Annotated in this window: 20 protein-coding genes; 9 read left to right on the plus strand and 11 right to left on the minus strand. The window is 42.1% G+C overall.

Annotated elements, in window-relative coordinates:
* Window positions 1-8: 8 nt before the first annotated feature.
* From WAA86_RS05865 to WAA86_RS05890, 6 genes are all read left to right on the plus strand, one after another.
* Window positions 9-1,442: an ATP-dependent DNA helicase gene (locus WAA86_RS05865; protein WP_337300060.1), complete on the plus strand. Its 1,434-nt coding sequence runs from the start codon at window positions 9-11 to the stop codon at window positions 1,440-1,442.
* A gap of 33 nt (window positions 1,443-1,475) precedes the next feature.
* Window positions 1,476-2,039, plus strand: a complete 564-nt coding sequence (locus tag WAA86_RS05870) for a DUF4126 domain-containing protein (RefSeq protein WP_337300061.1) — start codon at window positions 1,476-1,478, stop codon at window positions 2,037-2,039.
* Window positions 2,040-2,057: 18 nt separating this feature from the next.
* A complete protein-coding gene (gene kdsB, locus WAA86_RS05875) occupies window positions 2,058-2,786 on the plus strand; it encodes a 3-deoxy-manno-octulosonate cytidylyltransferase (protein ID WP_337300062.1) in 729 nt (242 codons plus the stop codon).
* Window positions 2,777-3,502 (plus strand): HAD family hydrolase, encoded by a 726-nt coding sequence (locus WAA86_RS05880; protein WP_337300063.1) that lies wholly within the window; start codon window positions 2,777-2,779, stop codon window positions 3,500-3,502. The genes kdsB and WAA86_RS05880 overlap by 10 nt, the downstream gene beginning before the upstream one ends.
* Window positions 3,503-3,521: 19 nt before the next feature.
* Complete coding sequence (locus tag WAA86_RS05885) at window positions 3,522-4,601, plus strand: iron-containing alcohol dehydrogenase family protein (RefSeq protein WP_337300064.1); 1,080 nt, start codon at window positions 3,522-3,524, stop codon at window positions 4,599-4,601.
* A gap of 69 nt (window positions 4,602-4,670) precedes the next feature.
* Window positions 4,671-5,210 carry a 1-acyl-sn-glycerol-3-phosphate acyltransferase gene (locus WAA86_RS05890; RefSeq protein WP_337300316.1) on the plus strand — a complete coding sequence of 180 codons (540 nt, stop codon included), beginning with the start codon at window positions 4,671-4,673 and terminating at the stop codon, window positions 5,208-5,210.
* 15 nt (window positions 5,211-5,225) lie between these two features.
* Here the strand turns inward: WAA86_RS05890 and WAA86_RS05895 are convergent, their stop codons facing one another.
* From WAA86_RS05895 to gcvT, 6 genes are all read right to left on the minus strand, one after another.
* Window positions 5,226-5,717 carry a hypothetical protein gene (locus tag WAA86_RS05895; protein ID WP_337300065.1) on the minus strand — a complete coding sequence of 164 codons (492 nt, stop codon included), beginning with the start codon at window positions 5,715-5,717 and terminating at the stop codon, window positions 5,226-5,228.
* A gap of 381 nt (window positions 5,718-6,098) precedes the next feature.
* Window positions 6,099-6,809 (minus strand): YebC/PmpR family DNA-binding transcriptional regulator, encoded by a 711-nt coding sequence (locus WAA86_RS05900; RefSeq protein WP_337300066.1) that lies wholly within the window; start codon window positions 6,807-6,809, stop codon window positions 6,099-6,101.
* 66 nt (window positions 6,810-6,875) lie between these two features.
* Window positions 6,876-7,163 (minus strand): 4a-hydroxytetrahydrobiopterin dehydratase, encoded by a 288-nt coding sequence (locus WAA86_RS05905; RefSeq protein WP_337300067.1) that lies wholly within the window; start codon window positions 7,161-7,163, stop codon window positions 6,876-6,878.
* A gap of 73 nt (window positions 7,164-7,236) precedes the next feature.
* Window positions 7,237-8,058: a sugar nucleotide-binding protein gene (locus WAA86_RS05910; protein WP_337300068.1), complete on the minus strand. Its 822-nt coding sequence runs from the start codon at window positions 8,056-8,058 to the stop codon at window positions 7,237-7,239.
* 3 nt (window positions 8,059-8,061) lie between these two features.
* A complete protein-coding gene (locus WAA86_RS05915) occupies window positions 8,062-8,976 on the minus strand; it encodes a glutaminase (RefSeq protein ID WP_337300069.1) in 915 nt (304 codons plus the stop codon).
* The gene (gene gcvT, locus WAA86_RS05920; RefSeq protein WP_337300070.1) at window positions 8,976-10,061 is read right to left on the minus strand and encodes a glycine cleavage system aminomethyltransferase GcvT; all 1,086 of its coding nucleotides are present in this window, start codon (window positions 10,059-10,061) and stop codon (window positions 8,976-8,978) included. Before gcvT ends, WAA86_RS05915 begins: the two co-directional genes overlap by 1 nt.
* Window positions 10,062-10,241: 180 nt before the next feature.
* Here gcvT and WAA86_RS05925 point away from each other — a divergent pair, with 180 nt between their 5' ends.
* A complete protein-coding gene (locus WAA86_RS05925; protein WP_337300071.1) occupies window positions 10,242-11,852 on the plus strand; it encodes an aminopeptidase P family protein in 1,611 nt (536 codons plus the stop codon).
* A gap of 22 nt (window positions 11,853-11,874) precedes the next feature.
* On the opposite strand, the gene thrC is transcribed toward WAA86_RS05925, so the two are convergent.
* The 3 genes from thrC to thrA are packed head-to-tail and all read right to left on the minus strand — an operon-like array spanning window position 11,875 to window position 16,572.
* Window positions 11,875-13,170, minus strand: a complete 1,296-nt coding sequence (gene thrC / locus WAA86_RS05930; protein WP_337300072.1) for a threonine synthase — start codon at window positions 13,168-13,170, stop codon at window positions 11,875-11,877.
* Between the two features lie 31 nt (window positions 13,171-13,201).
* On the minus strand, window positions 13,202-14,125 hold the full coding sequence (locus WAA86_RS05935) for a homoserine kinase (protein WP_337300073.1): 924 nt from the start codon (window positions 14,123-14,125) through the stop codon (window positions 13,202-13,204).
* Between the two features lie 2 nt (window positions 14,126-14,127).
* Window positions 14,128-16,572 carry a bifunctional aspartate kinase/homoserine dehydrogenase I gene (gene thrA / locus WAA86_RS05940; RefSeq protein ID WP_337300074.1) on the minus strand — a complete coding sequence of 815 codons (2,445 nt, stop codon included), beginning with the start codon at window positions 16,570-16,572 and terminating at the stop codon, window positions 14,128-14,130.
* A 269-nt stretch (window positions 16,573-16,841) separates the two neighbouring features.
* Between thrA and WAA86_RS05945 the strand changes: the two genes are divergently transcribed.
* Window positions 16,842-18,383 (plus strand): NAD(P)H-hydrate dehydratase, encoded by a 1,542-nt coding sequence (locus WAA86_RS05945; protein WP_337300075.1) that lies wholly within the window; start codon window positions 16,842-16,844, stop codon window positions 18,381-18,383.
* Between the two features lie 3 nt (window positions 18,384-18,386).
* Here WAA86_RS05945 and WAA86_RS05950 read toward each other — a convergent pair whose 3' ends face one another.
* Both WAA86_RS05950 and WAA86_RS05955 read right to left on the minus strand, forming a co-directional pair.
* A complete protein-coding gene (locus WAA86_RS05950; RefSeq protein WP_337300076.1) occupies window positions 18,387-18,788 on the minus strand; it encodes an STAS/SEC14 domain-containing protein in 402 nt (133 codons plus the stop codon).
* 202 nt (window positions 18,789-18,990) lie between these two features.
* Complete coding sequence (locus WAA86_RS05955) at window positions 18,991-21,543, minus strand: ATP-dependent Clp protease ATP-binding subunit (protein ID WP_337300077.1); 2,553 nt, start codon at window positions 21,541-21,543, stop codon at window positions 18,991-18,993.
* A 261-nt stretch (window positions 21,544-21,804) separates the two neighbouring features.
* Here WAA86_RS05955 and gyrA point away from each other — a divergent pair, with 261 nt between their 5' ends.
* Window positions 21,805-24,336, plus strand: coding sequence for a DNA gyrase subunit A (gene gyrA / locus WAA86_RS05960; protein WP_337300078.1), 2,532 nt, complete (start codon window positions 21,805-21,807; stop codon window positions 24,334-24,336).
* The last annotated feature ends 3 nt before the right edge of the window (window positions 24,337-24,339 follow it).

Below are 24,339 nucleotides of genomic sequence, written 5' to 3' on the forward strand. Positions count from 1 at the left end.
GAAGTCCTATGAACGCACTCACAGCCTCATCTTTCACCAAAATATTACGAGATAAATTCCCCCACGATCCAACCTTAAAACAAAACGTTGTCCTGGAAAAATTGGCAGATTTTGTTTTGTCCAAAGAAAAGGAGGTGGTTTTTATGCTCAAAGGATTTGCGGGAACTGGAAAAACTACCATGATCGGGGTTTTGGTCACCAATCTGTGGAGAACCGGTATGAAAGCCGTTCTTATGGCCCCCACGGGAAGAGCTGCCAAGGTTATGGCCAATTATGCCAATACCCAATCGTATACCATTCATAGAAAGATATATTTCCCCAAAAAGCAGAGTGGCGGCGGAGTACAGTTTGTACTGTCTCCCAATAAACACCGCAATACCATATTTATAGTGGATGAAGCTTCCATGATACCCGATACTGCGGCCGACTCCAAGTTGTTTGAAAATGGGTCCTTATTGGATGACCTTATTATGTATGTCTATTCTGGCCACAATTGTAAATTGATCTTGATTGGGGATACTGCCCAATTGCCACCGGTGCATTTGGACTTGAGTCCCGCATTGGAAGAAAACCAACTGGCCTTGAATTATAATAAGGAAGTGATTTCCTTGGAGATGGATGAAGTGGTCAGACAGGCTGAGGATTCTGGGATATTGATCAATGCCACCAATTTGAGGGAACAGCTGCAGAATGAGTTTTTTGAGGATTTTAAATTTGATGTCAATCCGTATAAGGATATTGTCCGTTTGATAGACGGCAATGAGATCCAAGAGGCTATAGATAGCTCTTATTCACAAAACGGTAAGGAGGAGACGGCCATTATTGTCCGTTCCAATAAAAGGGCCAACCTATATAATGAGAATATCAGAAATAGGATCCTATATCTGGAAAATGAAATTGCGGTTGGGGACTTTATGATGGTGGTTAAGAACAATTACTTTTGGTTGGAACCCCAATCCGAAGCCGGTTTTATTGCCAATGGGGATATCATAGAAGTTTTGGAAATCTTTGCCATTAAGGAATTATATTCCTTTAAATTCGCCGAGGTAAAGGTGAAAATGGTGGATTATCCCAACCAAAAACCTTTTGAAACCGTGTTGCTGCTGGATACCATTCAGGCCGTAACCCCATCATTGTCCTATGAAGATGGCAATAGGTTGTACCAAGAGGTGATGAAGGATTATGCCCATGAAACTTCAAAATACAAGAAGTTTCTCGGGGTAAAAAACAATAAATTCTTCAATGCACTGCAGGTCAAGTTTTCTTATGCCATTACCTGCCATAAATCGCAAGGGGGACAATGGGACACGGTATTTGTAGAGCAGCCCTATCTTCCCAATGGGATGGACAAGGAATACCTGCGTTGGCTATATACTGCCGTTACAAGGGCTAAGCGTCAATTGTACCTGATAGGCTTTAAGAACGATTTTTTTGTTGATTGAGAATAGCCTATTTTTAGTGCTAGAACACCAAAAATGACGACAGAAACTATCATAAGTATTTTTTTGGGGATTGGACTTGCTGCCTCTGTAGGGTTTAGGGTTTTTTTGCCTTTGTTCGCCTTGAGTTTGGCTTCCTTTTTAGGAGCATGGGATCTCAATGCCCATTGGGAGTGGATGTCAAGCCTTTCAGCTTTGGTTGTTTTTGGGGTTGCCACCATCCTTGAAATTTTTGCATATTTTATACCTTGGGTCGATAATCTTTTGGATAGTTTTGCCATTCCGTTGGCGGGCATTGCCGGGACCGCTGTTATGGTCTCTACCATGGCCGATTTGGAACCGTTGGTCACTTGGACCTTGGCCATTATCGCAGGTGGGGGGACGGCTACCGCCATAAAAGGGGCATCTGCCACCAGTAGATTGGCGTCTACGGCAACCACAGGTGGGTTGGCAAACCCTATTGTGTCCTTTATAGAAACGGGAACTGCAATGGTGGTGACCATACTGTCCTTGTTGGCTCCCATTGCAGCGGTGGTTTTGGTCATTGTAATATTGGGAGTCATCTTCAATATCTATAGGAAGCTGAGACCTAGGAAGTAATTTTTAATTGAAAAGTAAATGAAAATAATAGCAATGATTCCGGCCCGTTATGCCGCATCTAGATTTCCGGGCAAATTGATGCAGGATCTGGCTGGTAAACCGGTTATCTTAAGGACCTATGAAGCTGCCGTAAATACGAAGCTATTTGACGAGGTCTATATTGTAACGGATAGTGATATCATATACGATACTATTGTAAAAGCAGGTGGCAAGGCTATTATGAGCCTCAAAGAACACGAGTGTGGTAGTGATCGGATAGCCGAGGCCGTTGCTGATATGGATGTGGACATTATTGTGAATGTTCAGGGCGATGAGCCTTTTACGGAAAAAGAGAGTTTGGACAGCGTATTGGAGGTATTCCAACATGACCCCAAGAAGGAAATAGATTTGGCTTCCCTGATGACCAAAATTACCGATTGGGAAGAAATCAGTAATCCCAATACGGTGAAGGTGATAGTGGACCAAAACAATTTTGCCCTGTATTTTTCCAGATCTCCCATCCCATACCCAAGGGCAAAAGAGGTGAACGCACCCTATTTTAAACACAAGGGAATCTATGCGTTCAGAAAGAGTGCCCTAATGGATTTTCAGCGTTTGCCCATGCTGACCTTGGAGGCTACTGAAAAAATTGAAGCTATTAGATATCTGGAATATGGCAAGAAAATAAAAATGGTAGAAACCCATGTAACGGGTATAGAAATTGATACCCCTGAGGATTTGGAAAGAGCAAAGAAAGTATGGAAGTAGACTATAAGAATATTACGGTTATAGGTTTTGATGCCGATGATACCCTATGGGTAAACGAAACCTATTTTAGGGAGGCAGAAGACCAATTTTGTAATTTATTGGAGAAGTACGAGACCAAAAATAAAGTAGATCAGGAGCTCTTTAAAATGGAAATAAAGAACTTGGATCTCTATGGTTATGGTGTAAAAGGGTTTATGTTGTCCATGATAGAGTCTGCCATGGAAATTTCAAATAACAAAATTCCCCAGTCAACCATCACCGAAATCTTAAATATCGGAAAGCGCATGTTGTCACATCCAGTGGAGTTATTGGATGGGGTGGAGGAGGTCTTGCAAAAATTGGAAGACCGCTATCGTTTGATTGTCTTGACCAAGGGAGATCTTTTGGACCAGGAACGGAAACTCGAAAAATCTGGGCTGTCAAAGTATTTCCACCATGTAGAGGTACTGAGCGATAAAAAGGAAGATAACTATCAACACTTATTGGACCATTTGGAAATCCCCGTGTCCCAGTTTTTAATGATTGGCAATTCCTTGAAATCTGATGTTCTGCCCTTGATCAATATAGGGGCTCAGGCAGTTCATGTGCCCTTTCATACTACATGGGCACACGAGGAAGTACCCAAGGAACAGCAGGGTAATGGTCACTTGACCTTAAATGATATCACGGATATTTTAAAGTACCTGCCCAACGTTAGGACAGCGACTACTAAATAAATAACATTTCATCTCTAGTATGACGAAATACAGGAATTTTCCCATGGTACCCAGAGTGGTTTTTGGCCAAGGTTGTTTTGAACAACTGGGAGAGATATTGATGCCCAAAAGGAAGAACTCGGAAGCACCTTTTATTTTTCTTGTCGATGACGTTTTTGAAGGACACGAAATTACCAAAAGAATCCCCCTGATCTTTAATGATCAGATTATCTTCATTTCGGCAGATGAAGAGCCCAAAACCCATCAAGTGGATGCCTTGGTTTCCCAAATAAAAAACGGCTATACCGAACTCCCTTCAGGGATCATCGGAATAGGGGGAGGCACCTTGTTGGATCTGGCCAAGGCCTTGGCGCTCATGTTGACCAATCCTGGGAGCTCCTCGGAGTACCAAGGATGGGATTTGGTCAAAAAACCGGCCATTTACCATGTGGGGATACCTACTATTAGTGGTACTGGGGCAGAAGTTTCTAGAACAACGGTATTGTTGGGGCCAGAGAAGAAATTGGGGATCAATTCAGATTTCACCCCTTTTGACCAGGTGGTACTGGATCCTGACCTAACCCATGGAGTTCCCAAGGAACAGTGGTTCTACACCGGGATGGACTGTTATATCCATTGTGTGGAATCTCTGAATGGGACTTTTTTAAATGCTTTCAGCCAGAGTTATGGGGAAAAAGCCTTGGAGTTGTGCAAGGAGGTCTACTTGGATTCTTTGGAGGCCGCTGAATCCCGTGATAAGCTGATGATGGCCTCTTGGCATGGGGGCATGAGCATTGCCTATTCCCAGGTAGGGGTGGCACACGCCATGAGCTATGGGCTCTCCTATTTGTTGGGTGTAAGACATGGGATAGGCAATTGTTTGGTATTTCAATATCTGGAGGAGTTCTATCCCGAGGGGGTGGCCCTTTTTCACGAAATGAAAGAAAAGCATCAAATTGAGCTTCCCAAAGGGATCTGTGCAGGTCTAAGTGATCAGGATTTTGATACCATGATAACGGTTGCCCTAAGTTTGGAACCGCTATGGGAAAATGCCTTGGGCAAGGAATGGCGCAAAACCATCACCCCTCAAAAACTAAGATCCATTTACGAAAAAATATAAATTAGAAAGCTTTGAATGGACGCCATAGATTGATATGGTGGTTTATCGGGCGTTGACCAAAATACTATGCTGCAAACACTTGCGAAATTCATATACTACAAACTATTGGGGTGGAAAACCGTAGGCACCTTTCCAAATGTGGATAAATGTGTCATTATCGTAGTGCCACATACCAGTTGGGTAGATTTCTTTTTGGGCCTGTTGATACGTAAGGTTTGGAATGAAGAGGTCAATTATATTGGAAAAAAAAGCCTTTTTGATTCCCCGTTCGGATGGTTTTTTCGATGGATGGGGGGGGCGCCCATTGACCGCAGTAAAAAAAGTGATACGGTAAAGGCAACGGCCGCCATATTTAAAGAGCGGGAAAAATTTAGGTTGGCCCTAGCTCCAGAGGGAACCCGTAAAAAGGTGACGGAATGGAAGACAGGGTTCTATTTTATAGCTAAAGAAGCACAGGTGCCCATAGTAATGGTGGCTTTTGATTTTGGCAAGAAACAGATCAAGGTCTCCCAGCCCCATTATCCTACTGGGGATATGGAGCAGGACCTTAAGGAATACAAAGCCTTTTACAAAGGGGTTTTAGGGAAAGTTCCCGAGTATAGTTTCTAGGTGCTATTTTAGTTTTTATTTCCTGATAAATTCAAAAGAAACACTGGCTGGTTCTTCATTTCCATCGCCATCAAAATCCCATTCGGCAACATCGGGACCACTGTTCAAAGCAAAAGTATTTGATGTCAATGTAGCTCCAAAGTATTCATAATCATTGGGTTCGTCATCAAATCTGATGGCAAAAAACTCGTTGTTCTCAAAGAACATTTCCCCGGTGACAATAAATTCATCCATATCTACCGTATCTATGGTTAAGGTGAACCTCCCATTGGATTGGACTACCAAGCGTACCGTGCCTCCATCTGCAACTATTCGGACAGGGTCATAAGATGCTCCTGAACCGGAATATGCAAAAACCGCTGAAGTTGCTTCCCATGTCCCCTGCAATTCACTTATGGCAAAATCCGGACCAGCCTTGGTCAGTTCATCCTCATCGGAACTGGAACAGGAAATAAAGAAAAAAGAAAATAAGGTGCCCAGTAGAAGTATGTTTTTAAGTTTTTTCATGATATCATGTTTTAGTGAGCATGTAATGGACTATTATGGTCCATTCACAAGGTAAAGAACATTATACCTGTTTGAAATGATGTATATCATGACCACCCATGACTAATTCTGGTTGTCAAGAATCAATTACCGGGAAGGATAAATATTTTTATATGGAAACCTTCTAATGATGTTTGATGCAGTACGGGATCTAAATAATAAAATCACTTTTTTAAAACCCTTGAGGATTGTTTTCCGTAGGTAAGGAAAAGGAGCTACAAAGTTGGGGCTTTAACTCCTTTTGACAGGTAAACACAATTTGGTTTTATTTTAGGTTGTTTAGTTGAAAAGGGCCATTGCATTTGCAATAGCCCTTTTCTAATTTTTTATGAAGCAGACTGTTTACTCCTTCATGGAATGATAAACATTCTGTACATCGTCATCCTCTTCTATTTTTTCCAATAGTTTTTCCACATCGGCAGCTTGTTCTTCGGTGAGCTCCTTCGTGATTTGCGGGATACGCTCAAATCCTGACGATAGGATTTCTATGCCTCTAGATTCCAATTCTTTCTGGATGGAACCGAAACTCTCGAACGGTCCATAGATAAGGATACCATCCTCATCGGCGAATACTTCTTCCGCCCCAAAGTCGATCATTTCCAATTCCAGTTCTTCTGGGTCTATCCCTTCGGCAGGGATCCTAAAATTAAAGGTATGGTCAAACATAAATTCCACAGAACCCGATGTTCCCAAGCTCCCGTTACATTTATTGAAATAACTTCTGATATTGGCTACGGTCCTGGTATTGTTATCCGTGGCCGTTTCCACCAAAATGGCAATACCATGCGGGGCATAACCCTCAAACAATACTTCTTTATAATCTCCAAGGCTTTTGTCACTGGCCCTTTTAATGGCGCGTTCCACATTGTCCTTGGGCATGTTTACAGCTTTGGCGTTCTGGATGACCGCTCGCAGTCTAGAGTTGGCATCCGGATCCGGACCACCTTCCTTAACGGCCATTACAATATCCTTGCCTATTCTTGTAAATGCCTTGGACATGGCAGACCAACGCTTCATTTTACGTGCCTTTCTAAACTCAAAAGCTCTTCCCATTTCTTTAATCGATTATAATGCTGTTGGCAAATTTAATAATTTTTATATGTGCTGCAAGATGCAAGCTTATTCGCTTTCTATGATATTTTCAATGGTAGCGGCCAGTTTAAAATCTTTTTCTGTAACCCCGCCAGCATCGTGTGTACTTAATCTAATGGTCAAAGTTTTGTAAACATTGCTCCATTCCGGATGATGGTTTTGTGCTTCGCATTCAAAAGCAATTCTCGTCATAATGGAAAAGGTTTCTTTGAAATTGGCAAACTCAAAAGTGGTCTGTATCCCATTGTCAGTATAATCCCATCCGTCCAATTGGTCCAAGCGCTCTTCTATTTCCTGTGTTGTCATTTTTTTCATGATACTTTATTTTTGGTTTACTAAGTTAGGCATTACAAAGGCTAGCCAACAGTATTTGCTATACCTTTTTTGCTCAACTAAATATATGGTGGTCGATGATATCCTGATAACTAATCTGTAGGTTCTTTGGCAGCTTGTTCGTTTTTGGCAAAACGGCCAGGAACCGATCCTCATTGGTCGTATACACCCTTTTAAATATGGGGTTGTACAACCCCAATTTTTTTACCACATCTTTGATGAAATCTTCATGGTGCACTAAATCAATACTTCCCAAATGATAAATACCACTTTTGTTTTGATTGATAAGATAGTGGATCTGTTGGGTCAGTTTATCATCGTTGGTGACATTGATGATAAGGTTAGGGAAAACCTCAATAGGTTCATTGTTGGCTAAGGCATGCTTTATTTCCTTTATTCTTGGGGAATTGTTGCCAAAGACCATAGGTACCCTGATGATGCCCATCTTGTCCTTGGGCAATCGCAACAACATATTCTCAATTTTAATTTTCAATCTTCCGAAAACACTCATGGAGAGTGTTTTGTCATATTCGTAGGATGGATATTTGCTATAGGCGTCAAATACGTTGGCCGAAGAGATAAAATAAATCTTACAATCGTTCTTTTCTATGTATTCCATCATATGCTGATGGGCCTGTATTTGGGAAGCGAAGTCGCCCCGCAATGCAGAAATGATCAATTGTGGCCTTATTTTTTGCAATAGGGAAACGATATCATCCTCCTGCAAATCGTACTTGAAAAATTTCTGGTTATCCTCAAATGACCTCCTGGCGGAATTAAAAGTGGCATAGGTGTCAAAATAGGGGTGCAGTTCTTTATAAAGGGCATTGCCCAAAAAACCACTTCCACCTAATATGAGAATTTTTTTAGTGTTCAATTCTTAAAAGATTGATAGCCCGGTTTGGGTAGTAAACTGCTCCAAGGCAAGCATTCCCAATTTAGAATTCCCCTTGGCATTGAGTCCAGGGGACCATGTGGCTATACAGAATTTATTGGGCAAAAGTGCCACAATACCCCCGCCAACACCACTTTTTCCTGGGAGGCCCACTTCAAAGGCAAATTCTCCTGCTTCGTCATAAAAACCGCAGGTCAACATAATGGCATTGACCCTTTTTACCTGGTTGATATTCAAAAATGCATTCCCTCTACGGCATTTTCCACGGTTCATAAAGATGTAGAACACCTCGGTGAGCTGTCTGCAAGACATTTTAAGGGAACACTGGTGAAAATAGAAATCGAGGACATCATCCACATCATTCTTAATATTGCCGTATGATTTCAAAAGGTTTGCTGCCGCATAGTTGGTATAGCCAGTTTTACTTTCGGATGCGGCCACATCCGTATCGTAATTGATATTTTCATCATTGGCCATGTTGCGCACGTAGGCAAGAAAATCGGCCTTAGGGTTTTTCAAATGTGAAATCAATACATCGGCGATGACCAGGGCACCAGCATTGATCAATGGATTCCTGGGAATTCCATGCTCAAGTTCCAAAAGTGATAAGTGGTTGAAGGGATCGCCTGAAGGTTCCACATCCACCCGTTCCCAAAGTTTATCCCCCATTATGGCAAAGGCTTGGGAAAGGGAGAGTACCTTGGAGATACTCTGTATGGAAAAAGCTTCCTCAGAATCTCCCGTTCCATAATGCATACCGTCTGCATCGATAAGATGCATACCAAATTTACTGGGGTCCACATGGGCCAATTCTGGAATGTAGGAAGCCACAGTGCCCCGGTCTTTCACCGATTTAAAATTGAGGGCAATATGTTCCAATACTTCCTGAAAGTTGCTCATTATACTTTGTAAAAGGGCAGTTTTACCACGGTTGCAGGTACATTGTTTTTTCTAATTTGAATATGGATGGTACTTCCTATTTTGGAAAGTTCCGTTGGTACGTAACCCAAACCAATTCCTTTTCCCATGGAAGGTGACATGGTCCCTGAGGTAACAATGCCTATTTTGGTTCCATTCTCATCCACAATATCATAATCGTGCCTAGGGATTCCCCTTTCGTTCAATTCAAAAGCGATCAGCTTGCGCGTAACGCCTTCTTCCTTCTGTTTAGCCAAGGCCTCACTGTTCACAAAATCCTTGGTGAATTTGGTGATCCAGCCCAAGCCAGCTTCCAAAGGGGAAGTAGTGTCATTTATATCATTTCCGTATAGGCAATATCCCATTTCCAATCGTAAGGTATCCCTTGCTGCCAAGCCTATGGGTTTAATTCCAAAAGCTTCCCCAGCTTCAAAAACGCGGTTCCAAACTTGTTCGGCATCCTCATTTTTGCAATAAATTTCAAAACCTCCAGAGCCGGTATATCCTGTAGCCGAAATAATTACGTGTTCCACACCTGCAAACGGAGCCACTTCAAAAGTGTAAAATTTAATTTTTGCCAAATCCACATCGGTAAGGGATTGCATGGCCTCAATGGCTTTCGGCCCCTGAATGGCCAATAATGAATATCCTTCTGAGATGTTCTTCATAGTAGCGTTGATGGTCGCATTGTATTTTGAAATATGTGCCCAGTCCTTATCAATATTGGATGCATTGACCACCAATAAATACTGATCTTCTTTTATTTTATAAATGATCAAATCATCAACTATACCACCTGTTTCATTGGGCATACAGCTATACTGTGCTTTTCCAATTTCCAATTTGGAGGCATCGTTGGAACTTACTTTTTGAATTAATGCCAGGGCATTAGGTCCTTCGATCAAAAATTCACCCATATGGGAAACGTCAAAAACACCCACACCCTTACGGACAGTTTCGTGTTCAATGTTTACGCCTTCGTAGGATACGGGCATGTTATAACCTGCAAAAGGTACCATTTTGGCTCCCAATGATTCATGTATTTTAGTAAGTGCTGTATTTTTCATGCGTTTGGTTTATTCGTGCAAATTTATTGAAAATTAATCGATGGGGCAGAGGAGATCTTTAATGTTTTATATAAAGTATTGTTAATACGGGTCTTGGCTGTACCACAAGTCTATTTTATGTTCTTTGGAGATAATAAACCGAATAAAATTTTTATTTTCATGCCATCAAAAAAGTATCAAATGAAAGTAACTTCCTTCTTTTTTCTATTTTTCTCCCTTTTCCTAATCACAGCACAAGAAACACCAACCGATTTTTTATCTGCGGATTTTCATAAGGGAAGGAGGGAAGAAGTGCGCAATTTGATGCCTGACAATAGTGTGGCCGTATTTTTCGCCAATGCGGAACGTAACAGGTCCAATGACGTGGATTATATCTACCATCAAGATCCGGATTTTTATTATTTAACGGGATACAAGGAACCCAATGCGGTGCTGGTTATTTTTTCCGAAGACCAAACATCGGTGGATGGTAAAATCTATAATGAAATGATTTTTGTCCAGGAAAGGGATGCAAGAGCAGAACAGTGGAACGGAAAGCGTTTAGGGATCGAAGGAACCCAAATACAATTGGGTTTTCAAATGGCTTTCAATGGGAGCGAATTTGAAAAATCAAATATCGATTTTAAGAATTATGAACATGTTTTGTTCTTCGATTTCAAAACTGATTACCGGGATCTAGGAGGCAAAGCAGACCTCTTCGATCTGATAAAGACATTCAAGGTAAAAACGAATTATCCGTCGGACTACAATGCCACAAAGCAGCAGATCTATAATATGATTACCTCCACGGATGTTGAAAATAGCGCCAATGTGGCCCAAACCTTGGGGAGGTATTTAAACTATGAGGAAGCTCTAAAATCTGATGCATTATTAACGGGTTATGTAAATGCCCAGGACAATGGGAAGCGCAAGGAAATACAGGAAAAGGTTAAGCTGGAACTGAAATCCAATAACCTGAATTCTTATATGTTGGAAGAGATCATGAATACCCTCCGGGAGACCAAAACAAGAGAGGAAATGGTCTTGTTGAAAAAGGCCATTGAAATATCAGCGGTAGGGCAAATAGAGGTCATGAAGGCCATGCACCCCAATATGAGTGAAACCGAAATCCAGGGCATTCATGAGTATGTCTACAAAAAATATGGGGCAGAGTATGAGGGCTATCCTTCTATTGTAGGGGGTGGCAATAACGGTTGTATTTTGCATTACATAGAGAATAACAAGCAAAAAGTGGGCAATGACCTGGTATTGATGGATTTGGGAGCCGAATATCACGGGTATACGGCCGATGTTACAAGGACCATTCCAGCCAATGGAAAATTCACAAAGGAACAAAAGTTGATTTATGACATTGTCTATAACGCACAAGAGGCAGGAATAAAGGCCAGTGTTGTTGGTGCTCCGTTTCAAGCTCCAGGAGCGGCGGCTGCCAAAGTGGTTACCGAAGGGCTGATAGAACTGGGAATCATTGCGTCCCCTGGCGAGGTAAAGACCTATTTTCCTCATGGAACATCCCATTATCTCGGATTGGATGTTCATGACAAGGGTACTTATGGTGCTTTTCAGGAGAACACGGTAATCACCGTGGAGCCAGGTATCTATATCCCGGAAGGCAGTGATTGCGACAAAAAATGGTGGGGGATTGCTGTCCGAATCGAGGACGATATTTTGATCACCAAGGATGGCCCCATAAATTTATCAGAAATGGCGCCGAGGACAACAGAGGCCATAGAGAAGACCATGGCCATGCCCAGTGTTTTGGATAACTTTACCTTACCGAGTCTGGATTAAATAAGGAGGTCTTGGTTGCGGATTAATTTGACAACAAATATTTTTTAAGCTCTTCGTAGCTTGAAATGGAAGTTGCCTTTTTCTTCTTGTCCATGATTTTTGCAATCTTTTCAGGAAGATCAATATTTTCTCTTATGGTATCCTCCACGATATCCAAAAACTTTACCGGATGGGCAGTTTCCAAGAAAATGCCGTAGGTGTTAGGATGGTTTTCCTGATATTTCTTCAGTCCCAAATAACCCACTGCCCCGTGTGGATCTGCTACATATGAACAATCATTATAGATCTCCACCATGGCTTCTTTTGTCTGTTCATCGGTAAAGGAATAGGAGGAAATATTTTTGGACAAGGTCTCAAAGTCGTCTTGGTACAAGTGGCGAATCCTAATAAAATTACTTGGGTCTCCAACGTCCATGGCATTGGAAATGGTTGCTATGGACGGTTTCGGTTCGTATTTGCCCGTTTTCATGAAATTGGGGACAATATTATTGACATTCGTAGCAGCAATAAAATGATGGCATGGCATACCCAATTTTTGGGCCATGATACCTGCACAGATATTTCCAAAATTGCCACTTGGAATGGAAAATACAATTTCCTTTCCTTTAGATTTTACCTGCTTATAGGCAAAGAGGAAGTAAAACAATTGCGGAAGCCATCGTGCCACATTGATGGAATTGGCGGAGGTCAATTGCATTTTATGTAAGAGTTCCTCGTCCAAGAAAGCTGTTTTTACCATGCGTTGGCAATCATCAAAAGTGCCATCAACCTCTAGGGCACCGATATTTTTTCCCAAGGTGGTCAGTTGTTTTTCCTGTATGTCACTGACCTTGCCACTCGGATACAAGATTACTACTTTTACACCTCTCACCCCTAAAAATCCATTTGCCACGGCACCCCCGGTGTCTCCCGAAGTGGCTACCAATACGGTCACCTCATTGGTTTCCTTGGCAGAAAACTCTCCAAGACAACGGGCCATAAAGCGTGCCCCTACATCTTTGAACGCCAAGGTAGGTCCATGGAACAACTCCAAGGTTGCCACATTTTCATCCAATTCCACTACCGGAAAATCAAAGTCGAGCACCTCCGCTATAATCTCTTTTAATTTAGCTTCGGGAATCTCATCTCCGACGAACTGACGTATGGCCAAAAAGGCAATCTCGTGATTGGATAGATCTTCTATATTTTCAAAAAAGGAGGTAGGTAAAGGGGTAATGTGCTCCGGAAAATACAACCCTCTATCGGGTGCTATACCTTGGATTACCGCATCTTTAAAGGAAACAGTTGGGGCTTGTTGGTTAAGACTATAGAAGTTCATTGAATATGGCTATGTGGTTATTGGTGTTTTTTTATTGAAGTATTTTAATACCCTCGGTGTTGATCTTTGAAACATGGATGTCGTAATCAATACCAATTTTTTGATAGACAAGGCGCATGGCTTCGGCTACTTTTTTGGCAGTTTCCTCTCCTTGGCTCAATGCAAAAATAGACGGACCAGAACCTGATATGCCACATCCTAAGGCTCCGGCAGTCAGGGATTCTGATTTCACCTTGTCGAAACCTGGGATTAGAATAGATCTGATGGGTTCTACAATGTAATCTTCCAAGGACCTACCTATGAGTCCGTAATCTTCGGTATAGAGGCCGGCAATCAGGCCGCCCAGATTCCCCCATTGTTTTATGCCGTCTTCCAAAGAAATGGTGGTCTTAAGTATTTTCCTTGAATCTGAGGTCTTTATTTCAATCTGAGGATGTATGACCGTGGCATACAACTGGCTTGGACTATTGATCCTGACAATATCCAAAGGGGTGTAGCTGCGTACCAGGGTAAAGCCCCCATAAATAGCCGGGGCTACATTATCGGCGTGGGCCACCCCACTGGCCAAACGCTCCCCTTCCATGGCAAACTTCACCAATTCCAATGGGCCAAAGGGTTTACCAAGAAGTTGGTTCATGGCCCAAACGGCCCCCGTTGAGCTCGCCGCGCTGCTTCCAATACCACTGCCCGCCTTAATTTTTTTGTAGATCTCAATTTCAAATCCGCCATCATATTCACTCTCGGCCAATAAGGCCAAGCCTGCTACTCCGGCTACATTCTGATGGGTTTCCATGGGCAGGTCCTGCCCCGTTAATTTGGTAATCTTTATACCCTTTTCTGCTGATTTTCGAACAACCATTTCATCGCCTACAGCATCCAACGCCAATCCCAAAACATCAAAACCACAGGAAACATTGGCAATTGTGGCCGGGCAAAATACTTTAATAGCCTCCATAATTAAAAGTTTCCAATTCGTATAATATCTGCAAATATTCCGGAGGCAGTCACATCTGCCCCGGCCCCGGCACCTTTGATGATCATAGGTTGGTTGGGATAGCGTTCTGTAAAAAAGAGTACGATATTGTCACTGCCCTCCAAATTGTAAAAATCATGACCTTTGGGAATATGTTGGAGGCCAACGCTTGCCTTTCCATTTTCAAATTGGGCCACATATTTAAGTTTACAGTCCTTACTATTGGCTTCCTTGAATATTTTTTGAAACGATTCCTCATGCTTCACAAGGGAAGCAAAAAAGTCCTTATTGTTTGAAGTGGCCAAACTTTCTTCTGGCAGGAAGGATTGATTTTCAATATCCTCAATATCCAATTGGTATCCACTTTCCCTTGCCAAGATCAATATCTTTCGCATCACATCGATACCGCTAAGGTCAATCTTTGGATCAGGCTCTGTATATCCTTCCTTTTGTGCTTGTAGCACCACATCGTGGAAAGTAGTTTGGTCATCAAAATTATTGAAGACAAAATTTAAACTACCGGAAAGTACGGCCTGTATCTTTTTTACTTTGTCACCAGAGGCAATCAAGTTCTTAAGTGTATCTATAATAGGCAGTCCGGCACCAACATTGGTCTCAAACAAGAAGGGGGCATTGTATTTGCGTGCCATTTGTTTTAACTCCAAGTACTTGGTATAATCCGAAGAACATGCAATCTTATTACAGGTAACCACAGAAATACTGTTTCTTAGGTAGGTCGCATAACTATCGGAAACCTCGGAACTTGCTGTATTATCCACAAAAATGCTGTTGCGAAGGTTCAGGGAGTTTATGGTTTCAAAAAATTTATTTCGATCCGCCTTTTCGCCATCGGCCAAAACAGCTTCCCAATTTTTAAGGGAGATACCATTTTCATCAAAGGCCATGGTCCTTGAATTACTGATTCCAATGACCCGAATATTGAGCTTTAAGTACTCTTTGAGGTACTTTTTTTGTTGTTGTATCTGTTTTAAGAATTTGGCACCTACATTCCCTACTCCCATGACATAGAGGTTCAATTGCTTGATGTTTTCTTCGAAGAATTCTTCATGCAGTGCATTCAGTGCCTTTTTCACATCGCCCTTACTAATAACGGCAGAGATGTTTCTTTCGGAGGCGCCTTGGGCAATGACCCTGATGTTTACATTGTTTTTTCCGAGGGTGCTGAACATTTTACCGCTAAGGCCTTGGTGACTTTTCATATTATCCCCTACAAGGGCAATAATGGCAAGGTCCTCCTCCAAGATAACCGGCTTTATTTTTCCTAATGAAATTTCATATTCAAAGGCTTCATTGACGATGGCGACAGCTGTTTTTGCATCACTGGAAGCAATACCCACGCAAATGGAATGTTCAGAGGAAGCCTGGGTAATAAGTACCACGCTGATGCCTGCATTGGACAAAACCTCAAAAAAACGTTTTGAGATTCCAGGAATCCCTACCATACCAGGTCCCTCCAATGAGAGTAGCGCAATGCTTTCCACATGGCTTATTCCCCTTACCGTTTTGCCTTTATCATTTTGGCTTTTGGTGATCAGCGTTCCCGGAGCCTCTGGTTCAAAGGTGTTTTTAATGACTATGGAAATCCCCTTCGACAATACGGGCTGTATGGTCGGCGGATAAAGCACCTTGGCTCCAAAATGGGAGAGTTCCATAGCCTCTTCGTATGAAATATGGGGTATGGCCATGGCCTGTTTTACTATTTTGGGGTTCGCAGTGAACATTCCACTGACATCGGTCCATATTTCCAAAACCTCCGCATGCAGGGCACCGGCGATTATTGCGGCAGTGAAGTCGGAACCTCCACGTCCCAATGTGGTCGAATTTCCATTGACAGAAGAGGCAATAAATCCCGCACAAACGGTAATGGCATGGGGTGTTTTGTTTGCAAATGCCTGGCAATTGGCATTGGTCAGCTCAAAATTGACCGCAGCTTTCCCGTGATTATCGTTCGTTTTGATAAGTTCTCTGCTGTCCACGTGGCCCACATCCAATTTTTCAGAAGCAAAATATTCGCTGATGATGTAGGAGGATAGCAATTCTCCAAAACTTACTATTTTATCGGATAATTTGGGGGTGATTTCCCCAATCAGAAATGCTCCTTCCAATAGGGTTTCCAAGGTATTCAGTTCACTTTTCACCTTGCTGAGCACCTTGCTTTGTAATTGGACGGCAATGAGTTCTTTTATGGTCTGCAAATGCCGTTCTTCTATTTCTTTTAAGTAAGTGCGGTACTCCTTGTTTTGATCGGAAGCCAAACTGGCAGTGGTCAATAGTAAGTCGGTTACGCCGCCAAGGGCAGAAACAACAACAAATACTTTAGTGTTCGGGTTAGCAGAAACAATATTTTTTACCTGGGATATATTTTTGGCGTTGGCTACTGAAGTACCACCGAATTTTAGAACCTTCATTATGGTATTATGTTAAAATGAAACTTATTTTATAAAAAAATGGGATAGGACGGACGAATATATAAGTAGTTTACCCCAAAGGGGTGATGGTGGTTGTAGCGATAGTAATTACATTGCTATTGCGATACCATGAAAATGATGATAATATGTCCGTTTTGTATGGATACATTGTTCTATTAAAGTCCCAAATGTAGTATTTTTGAATAGGTAATCAAATGATTGGGAATATTTTTACAATATCGTCAATTTTTGTATAATTTTTTTAGTGAATGAAGATTTTTACCTCCCAACAGATATACGAAGCTGATAAAAACACAATTGCAAATCAGCGTATTACAAGTGATGAACTGATGGAGCGAGCCGCGACACAGCTGTTCAATTGGTTGCATCTAAGGCTTCAGGGTGCCCCGGTTAAGATCCATTTATTTTGTGGCATAGGCAATAATGGGGGTGACGGATTGGTATTGGCCCGGCTCTTACAGGAACACGGATATCTTATCCATGTACATGTGGTCAGCTACAGTGAGAGGCGTTCCCATGATTTTTTATTGAACTTGGACAGGTTAAAGGAACGAAAAATATGGCCCGGTTTTATGGGTCCCAAGGATGCACTTCCCCAAATAAACAAGGAGGATATCGTTGTGGACGCCATTTTTGGCATTGGGCTTAACAGAACCCCTGAACCATGGGTGATCAAAATTATTCAGCACCTGAACAGTTCTGGTGCATTTGTACTATCTGTAGATGTGCCTTCGGGTCTTTTTGTGGATAAGGCACCAGAAAACAAGAACAGCATTGTTCGGGCCAACCATGTATTGAGTTTTCAAGCTCCCAAATTGGTTTTCCTTTTACCGGAAACAGGAATCTATAGCAATCAATGGGAGGTATTGGATATTGGGTTGGACAAGGATTATTTGGATGCGGTTGACAATGAATACGAGCTCATTGGCAAGAATGAGATTTTACCTTGGTATATGCCTCGGGAAAAGTTCTCCCACAAAGGAACCTACGGGCATTCCTTGATTATAGGGGGAAGTTATGGGAAAATAGGAGCTGTAATTTTGGCTGCTGATGCTTGTTTGAATACGGGAAGCGGTTTGGTGACTGCCTTTGTTCCACAATGTGGCTATATTCCCCTGCAGACAGCATTGCCAGAAGCGATGGTGATCACGGATACCGATCATAAAGTGGTTTCCGATATTCAATTTGATGTGGATCCCACTGTGATTGGTTTGGGCATAGGCATTGGTCAGGATGAAATTACGGTTGGGGCATTGAAGAAATTCCTAAAAACCAATAAGACACCTTTGGTCATTGATGCAGATGCAATCAATATAATATCCAAACACAAGGATATGTTGGAGCTGATTCCGGATCAATCTGTACTTACCCCACACCCCAAAGAATTGGAGCGGCTTATTGGCAGTTGGCAGGACGATTTTGAAAAATTGGAAAAAGCAAAGGACTTTTCCAAACAAAACGACCTGATATTGGTCATCAAGGGAGCCCATACAATCACCCTATTCAACGGAAAAGGATATATCAATAGCACGGGAAACCCTGGAATGGCCACGGCCGGTAGTGGTGATGTCCTTACAGGGATGATCACAGGTCTGATAGCCCAAGGATATGATTCCTTGAGAGCTACGGTGTTTGCGATTTATTTACATGGAAGATCGGGGGATCTTGCTGTGGAGCAATGTGGGTATCAGGCTTTGACGGCCTCTGAAATCATAGATTTTATAGGTGATGCTTTTTTGGACCTCTTCAATGTCCATCAGGCATCCGATTCGCAGGATGAAATGGAATAAAATCTATTTGGTTCCTACGCGCTTTTTTACCCAAGCTAGGGCGTTGTCATATTCTATAAAGAATTTCATAGGTTTTTTATAGAACATTTTTTCAATCTTAAAATTGTGCATATCAATTTCCTTTACGGAAACAATGGCGAAAGCTTTAAGATTTTCCATTTCTCTAAGATAATTGTAAACCGTAGGGTCAATGGCATAGGAGTTTTTACGGAGGCTGATATAGCCAAATTCCTTCTCTCTAAAGTGAATTTCAGAAATCCCAATAATTTGAAATGCCCTTTCAAGGGTCATGGTAACGCCTTCTTCAAAAATGGCTACCATATAGTTATCAAATACTTGTACTACTCCTGTTTCTAATTGATATTCCCTTACGATAATAGTCTTCTTGGTGTGCCCGACTTTCATTTCGTATTGTTTATAGTGTTCCTCGAATACGAAAGTAGTTGAAGAGCTAATTTTAGGGAAAAATATTAGATTAAGAGCTCAAATATCGTTTGTTGTGTACTGTAAGCGGATAAGTTGTCCATTTATTCCTACATCCTATGTTTTTTAACAAAAAAAAGGAGTCGATTTATTCGACTCCTTCTTGTTTAAATTCTTACAAAATTTAGGTCTTGGAAGATTCCTCGGCCTTTTTTATTTCTATGGTAAGTTCTTCTTTTTTCTCATCTAGGTCCATAAAGATACTATCGCCTTCATTCAATTTGGAATTGACAATTTCTTCAGCGAGTGCATCCTCAATATATTTCTGAATGGCTCTTTTCAATGGCCTTGCGCCGTACTGTTTGTCGAAACCTTTTTCGGCAATATAATCCTTGGCCTTGTCTGTTAGGTTCAGGATATATCCAATGTCCTTGATTCTGGCGAACAATTTGCGAAGCTCAATATCAATGATCTTATGGATGTCTTCTCTTTCCAGTGGGTTGAACACGACCACATCATCTATCCTATTCAGGAATTCTGGGGCAAACGCCTTCTTTAGGGCATTCTCTATGACCCCTTTTTGATGGGAGTCTGTCTGTGCCTTCATGGCCGCTGTTCCAAATCCAACACCCTGCCCAAAATCTTTCAATTGTCTGGCTCCGATATTGGAGGTCATGATGATGATGGTATTCCTGAAATCAATTTTTCTACCAAGACTGTCTGTCAAGAAGCCATCATCCAAGACTTGTAAAAGCATATTAAAGACATCGGGATGGGCTTTTTCCACTTCGTCAAGAAGTATTACGGAATATGGTTTGCGTCTTACCTTTTCGGTCAACTGTCCACCTTCTTCATAGCCCACATATCCTGGAGGTGCTCCTACCAATCTGGATATCGCGAATTTTTCCATGTACTCACTCATGTCGATACGGATCAACGCATCTTCGGAGTCGAACAGTTCCTTTGCCAATACCTTGGCCAATTGTGTTTTTCCTACCCCAGTTTGACCTAGGAAGATAAAGGAGCCGATAGGTTTGTCCGGATCTTTTAGTCCGGCCCTATTTCGCTGTATGGCTTTAGCTACTTTTGCTACGGCTTCATCCTGTCCAATTACGTTGGATTTGATCAATGCCGGCAATTCTGCGAGCTTATTGCTTTCCGTTTGAGCGATTCTGTTCACTGGAATTCCACTCATCATGGATACCACGTCTGCCACATTGTCCTCGGAAACTGTTTCTCTGTGCAATTTGCTGTCCTCTTCCCATTTTTCTTGGGCTATGGCCAGGTCTTTTTCCAATCGCTTCTCATCGTCCCTGAGTTTTGCGGCCTCTTCGTAACGCTGTTTTTTAACAACGCTGTTTTTCAGGTCGCGCACATCTTCCAATTGTTTTTCCAGCTCCAAGATCTGCTTGGGTACATCCATGTTTATAATGTGTACTCGGGATCCAGCTTCATCAAGGGCATCAATGGCCTTGTCCGGTAAAAACCTATCGGTCATGTAGCGGTTGGTCAGTTTTACGCAGGCAATGATCGCTTCATCGGTATAGATCACATTGTGGTGGTCCTCATATTTTCCCTTGATATTTTTAAGGATTTCTATGGTTTCCTCTACCGAAGTGGGCTCTACGATTACCTTCTGAAAACGACGTTCCAGTGCGCCGTCCTTTTCGATATACTGTCTGTATTCGTCCAAAGTGGTGGCACCTATACATTGGATTTCGCCCCTTGCCAAAGCAGGTTTGAACATATTGGAGGCGTCAAGACTTCCTGTGGCCCCACCGGCACCAACAATGGTATGGATTTCATCGATGAACAAAATAATGTCATCATTTTTTTCCAATTCGTTCATGACCGCTTTCATGCGTTCCTCGAACTGCCCACGATATTTTGTGCCAGCGACCAAAGACGCCAGGTCTAGGGTGACCACCCTTTTGTTGTACAGGATGCGCGATACTTTTTTATTGATGATCCGCAGGGCCAAACCTTCGGCAATGGCACTCTTACCAACGCCTGGTTCTCCTATCAATAGCGGATTGTTCTTTTTTCTTCTGCTTAGGATCTGTGAGACCCTTTCGATTTCTTTTTCTCTTCCAACAACGGGATCCAATTTGTTTTCCTCTGCCATTTGGGTCAAGTCCCTGCCGAAGTTGTCCAATACCGGGGTTTTGGATTTTTTGCTTCCTTTCTGTGCGCTGGAAGATCCTCCGAAAGTACTTTCCTTGCCCTCATTGCTCTCATCGGAGTCATTGGGAAAAGATTCAGCTCTTGGAGTGTCTATATAATCATCATCACTGGTAATCATTGATTTGAATTGTTCTTTGACGCCATCATAATCTACCTTGAGCTTGTGGAGCAACTTTGTTGTAGGGTCGTTCTCATTTCTCAGTATACAAAGTAAGAGATGGGCTGTATTAATAGAAGAGCTCTGGAACAATTTTGCTTCCAGAAACGTAGTTTTTAGGGCGCGCTCAGCTTGCCTAGTCAAATGTAGGTTCTTTTTATCTTTTTGTATGTTGCCCGGGTTGGGATTGGCGGGACTCAATATCTCAACTTTTCTTCTTAAGTGGTCCAAATCTACATCCAATGCATCCAAAATACTGATTGCCTTGCCATTTCCATCGCGCAAAAGCCCTAGCATAAGATGCTCTGTACCAATGAAATCATGGCCCAGCCTCAACGCTTCCTCTTTACTATAGGCAATTACATCTTTTACCCTTGGCGAAAAATTATCATCCATAAATTATTCCTTTCTTCATTAAAAATAGTAAATCTAATACTATCTAAGGCAAATACTGTACCCATATTTTTATAATCTCCGTCTAATTGACGAAAAAAAGGGTTATTTACAAAAAAATTAACATTCAAATTATCAACTAAATCAAGTAGTGAAAGTGTTAATAAAATATTGGATAAAGTGTCATTAATATGCCGTGTACGCTTTGATTTTCCGTATATTGGCATGATTTTTTAACCAATTTAGTATATACGATTTTTTAATATGGCGGAAGGGGAAAAATTAATTCCGATTAACATTGAGGATGAAATGAAATCTGCCTACATTGATTATTCAATGTCGGTCATTGTGTCACGTGCCCTACCTGATGTTAGGGACGGTCTAAAGCCGGTTCACCGCAGGGTTTTGTACGGGATGCACGAGTTAGGTGTTAGATCAAATAGTGCTCACAAGAAATCTGCGAGGATTGTCGGTGAGGTTTTGGGTAAGTATCACCCGCATGGGGATACCTCTGTATATGATTCCATGGTGCGTATGGCGCAGGAATGGAGTTTGCGCTACATGTTGGTAGACGGACAGGGTAACTTTGGTTCCATTGATGGTGATAGTCCGGCAGCGATGCGATATACGGAGGCCCGTATGCGTAAAATTGCCGACGAAATGTTGGCTGATATAGAAAAGGATACGGTAGACCATCAACTAAACTTTGATGACTCCCTTAAAGAGCCTACAGTACTGCCAACCAAAATACCAAACTTATTGGTGAATGGAGCATCGGGTATTGCCGTGGGTATGGCAACCAATATGCCGCCCCACAATTTATCTGAAGTTGTGGATGGGACCGTTGCCTATATTGATGATAACGACATTGAGGTCGATGAGCTGATCAAGCACATTAAAGCTCCAGATTTTCCAACAGGAGGGATTATCTATGGCTATGACGGTGTCGTGGAAGCTTTCAAAACTGGTCGTGGTAGGGTTGTGATGCGAGCCAAGGCCAATATAGAGGAGGTGCAGGGCAAGGAATGTATCATCGTTACCGAAATACCTTACCAGGTAAATAAGGCGGACATGATCAAAAAGACGGCCGATCTTGTCAATGAAAAAAAGATAGAAGGTATATCCAGCATCCGAGATGAATCGGATAGGAACGGTATGCGTATTGTGTACATCCTAAAAAGGGATGCCATACCCAATATCGTTTTGAATACCTTATATAAATACACCGCTCTGCAATCGTCCTTCAGTGTCAACAACATTGCATTGGTCAAGGGCAGGCCACAATTGTTGAATGTGAAGGAAATGATCCATTATTTTGTGGAGCACCGTCACGAGGTAGTGGTGAGAAGAACAGAATTTGACCTGAAAAAGGCAGAGGATAGGGCTCATATCCTAGAGGGGCTTATCATTGCTTCGGACAATATAGACGAGGTAATTGCAATAATCAGGGCGTCTTCAAATGCTGATGAGGCTCGGGATAATTTGATCGAGCGATTTAAATTATCGGAGATTCAGGCCAAGGCCATTGTTGAAATGCGTCTTCGTCAGCTTACCGGTCTGGAGCAGGACAAATTGCGTTCAGAATACGAGGAAGTTTTGGCGACGATTGAAGACTTGAAAGATATCTTGGCAAGGAAAGAGCGCAGAATGGACATCATCAAAGAAGAGCTTTTGGAGATGAAAGAGAAATATGGTGATCCAAGACGTTCCGAGATCAATTTTGCTGGTGGAGATCTAAGTATGGAGGATATGATCCCAGATGAGCAGGTGGTCATTACCATTTCACATGCGGGTTACATCAAAAGAACATCCTTGTCGGAATATAAGACCCAAAATAGGGGTGGTGTTGGTCAAAAGGCATCTTCTACAAGGAATGAAGACTTCTTGGAGTATTTATTTGTAGGAACCAACCATCAGTACATGTTGTTCTTTACCCAGAAAGGTAAGTGTTTCTGGATGAGGGTTTATGAGATTCCAGAAGGCAGTAGGACCTCCAAAGGGCGCGCCATTCAAAACTTGATCAATATTGAGCAAGATGATATGGTAAAGGCCTTTATTTGTACCCAAGACCTGAAAGATGAAGAGTACGTGAACAATCATTATGTCATTATGGCAACCAAGAAAGGGATTGTGAAAAAGACCTCCTTGGAGCAATATTCCAGACCGAGACAGAATGGTATCAATGCCATTGGAGTGAGGGAAGGTGATGAGTTGCTAGAAGCCAAATTGACCACGGGTACCAGTCAGATCTTCCTTGGATTGAAATCCGGAAAGGCGATCCGTTTCGAAGAGAGCAAAACCAGACCTATGGGAAGAAATGCCTCCGGAGTAAGAGGGGTTACTTTGGCAGATGACAACGATGAGGTGATCGGAATGGTTTCAGTCCATGACTTCGACGAAGAAATTCTTGTGGTTTCTGAAAATGGTTATGGCAAGCGTTCCAGTATAGATGACTATAGGATTACCAATAGGGGAGGAAAAGGGGTAAAGACCATATCCATAACCGATAAGACCGGTGGACTGGTTGCCATTAAGAACGTTTCTGATTCAGATGATCTTATGATCATCAATAAATCGGGGATAGCCATCCGAATGAGTGTGGAAGATCTTAGGGTAATGGGAAGGGCCACCCAAGGGGTGAGACTGATCAATATCAAAGGAAACGATTCCATTGCTGCAGTGGCCAAGGTCATGAAAGAAGAAGAGGATGTGGTAGATACCGATATTAAGGATATTGAAGTTGATACGGAGAATGGCACGGCTCTTGATAATACAGATACCCAAACAGAAGAATAATTA

The sequence above is a fragment of the Sediminicola sp. 1XM1-17 genome (genome assembly GCF_037203765.1).
Classification (GTDB): Bacteria; Bacteroidota; Bacteroidia; order Flavobacteriales; family Flavobacteriaceae; genus Sediminicola.